This is a genomic window from Microcoleus sp. M2_D5 (assembly GCF_036701935.1).
GTDB lineage: Bacteria > Cyanobacteriota > Cyanobacteriia > Cyanobacteriales > Microcoleaceae > Microcoleus.
Genome location: NZ_JAUBRP010000160.1, coordinates 1 through 1823, shown reverse-complemented (window position 1 = coordinate 1823; position 1823 = coordinate 1). Strand labels below are relative to the sequence as shown.

Below are 1823 nucleotides of genomic sequence, written 5' to 3'. Positions count from 1 at the left end.
CTTATAGCCCGTCATGAGTGGACGGGCTATAAGAGCCCATCCCACAATCTTGTGGAAGTTATTTAATTCTCATTCCTTAACCCAAGCGTATTGGGTAATGATTGGCAGCTCGCTTTAATTAAACATAAAATCCGATCGCTTTTAGAGTCCCGACAACTAAGCGCGAAGTTGAGGTTCTCCGTCTTCTGTTTTTATAAGTGGTATTACTTAGCAAATCCGGCTTAATACCCGGTCGGTTATCTGAGTCCGTAAGAGCTAGGACGAGGGTATGTGTAGCAGCAATTTAAATCACCACGTTATCTAAAACGCTTGAAAAACCCTATTTAGTAATACGCCAAACATATTATAAAAATTATTAGTGCGTTTTGGATGCTCCAGTTTCATTCTTTACAGTAAAATTACATAATTTTTGGTTCAGGGCCTTGTCAGTGAATTCACTTAAATGTTATCTTGTCAGCATACAACCACTGTCAGACTGCCGAATCTACTTTTCAATCAAACTAGACTGGTCTCTAAACCGAGCCGGATTTTTCTATATCCGTGTTTAGAAACAAGTAGAAAAACTTTACTTAACTCAAGATGAATCCCATGTTAAAACTGAGTGCTTTATTGCCATTTCATTGCAGTGACCGAGCCATCAGCCACGTATTTTTTTCAGTGTGCAAACAATGGCAAAACCCTGAGCTGAAGGCTCGCATGGTTGTCCCGAGTTGCGATAGCTCCTGTCGCGACTCAAATATAGTTGAAGCAATTCCGTCATTGCTGAAAAAACTGTATTACCGCAGCCCTAGTGCTCCCAAAATTAAGGCAGAGAAGCGTTTTCTCAAAGATCTCAAAAATTTTGATGTTGCCTACTTGTGGCCCGGTATCTCAGTAGATACTGTAAAAAGCGTTAACAAGCAGAGTAAGCCGATTTTTTGGGAGCGAGTTAATAGTTGTCAAAGGCAAGCTAAGAGTATCCTTGACGATGCTTACTCTCGCTTGGAATTGCAACCTCAACACGACATTACCCCAGAAACAATTAAGAACGAAGAGCAAAAACTCAAGCTAGTTGACTTTCTGTTTTGTCCGAGTCCGGCAGTAGTAAAATCGTTTCAAGACGCCGGAGTTCCTGAAGAAAAACTGCTGTTAACCACTGAAGGTTGGTCGCCAGAGCGTTTCCCCAATTATCAATTCCAAAAACCGCCTTCAGAGGAAGTTAACGTCCTTTTCCTAGGCTTTGCCTGCGTCCGCAAAGGGGTTCACCTACTGTTGCAGGCTTGGGAGCGAGCTGGGATTAAGGGAAAGCTGACTATTTTTGGTCAACTCGAACCGGCGATCGCTCAAACTTGCGGCCATTTGCTGGAACGTTCTGATGTCGTTCACTTTGATTATGCTTTGGACTACAGTTCTGCCTATCGCCAAGCTGACTTTTTTGCCTTTCCCAGTCTCGAGGAAGGTAGCCCACTCGTCATCTATGAGGCGATGGGTCACGGTTTGCCTATTCTGGCTTCACCGATGGGAGGAGGCGGTGTTGTGCGTGATGGCATTGACGGCATAATTCTTCCTCCCTACGATACTGACGCCTGGGTGGAGGGACTGCGCCAACTATCTAATTCTCCTGATTTGCGCGCTAAAATGGGAGCCGCCGCCCGCCAGCGAGCTTTGGAGTTGACTTGGCCGCAAGTTGCTGCTAGGCGCGGAGAGCAGATTCGGCAAAAAATGCACGCAAAATAAAAACTAAGGAATGAGAATTAAATAACTTCCACAAGTGTGTGGGATGGGCGTCGGGCCCGTCTTTTAAGGACGGGCCCGACGCCCATCCCACAATAACAATTAAAATT

The 1823-nt window shown here is 44.9% G+C and carries 1 protein-coding gene; it reads left to right on the top strand.

All coding sequences use genetic code 11. The features are described 5' to 3' along the window. Nucleotides 1-696 precede the first annotated feature (696 nt). Nucleotides 697-1716, top strand: coding sequence for a glycosyltransferase family 4 protein (locus QUA50_RS29150; RefSeq protein ID WP_333268775.1), 1020 nt, complete (start codon nt 697-699; stop codon nt 1714-1716). Nucleotides 1717-1823: the final 107 nt, after the last annotated feature.

What these genes read in the sequence shown, in the direction of transcription:
- QUA50_RS29150 (WP_333268775.1), top strand. Translation starts at nt 697, where the DNA reads ATGGTTGTCCCGAGTTGCGATAGCTCCTGTCGCGACTCAAATATAGTT.